Source organism: Paenibacillus agaridevorans, assembly GCF_003112455.1.
In the GTDB taxonomy this organism is placed as follows: Bacteria; Bacillota; Bacilli; order Paenibacillales; family Paenibacillaceae; genus Pristimantibacillus; species Pristimantibacillus agaridevorans.
On sequence record NZ_BDQX01000292.1, the window covers coordinates 28413 to 28653 of the forward strand.

Below are 241 nucleotides of genomic sequence, written 5' to 3' on the forward strand. Positions count from 1 at the left end.
AAGCTCGTGCCGCAAGGGCGGCGGCCAAAGCGCAGGCGGAGGCCAATGCGCCGCCCGAAGCCGCCGTCGATCCAGAGCGCGAAGCGAAGCTGAAGGCGGCCGCGGAGGCGCGCGCCGCTAGAGCAGCCGCCAAGGCGCAGGCGGAAGGCGGCACGTCCGCAGGAGGCGGGGAGGGCGACTCCCAGGCGGAGGTGCCCAAGCCGCCGTCGATCCGGCTGCCGGAGCTCGAGCTGCTGCAGGC

General features: G+C 75.1%; 1 pseudogene. It reads left to right on the forward strand.

The window, feature by feature from the left end:
- A pseudogene (locus tag PAT3040_RS38970) lies at positions 1 to 241 on the forward strand (NADH-quinone oxidoreductase subunit C); the annotation flags it as partial.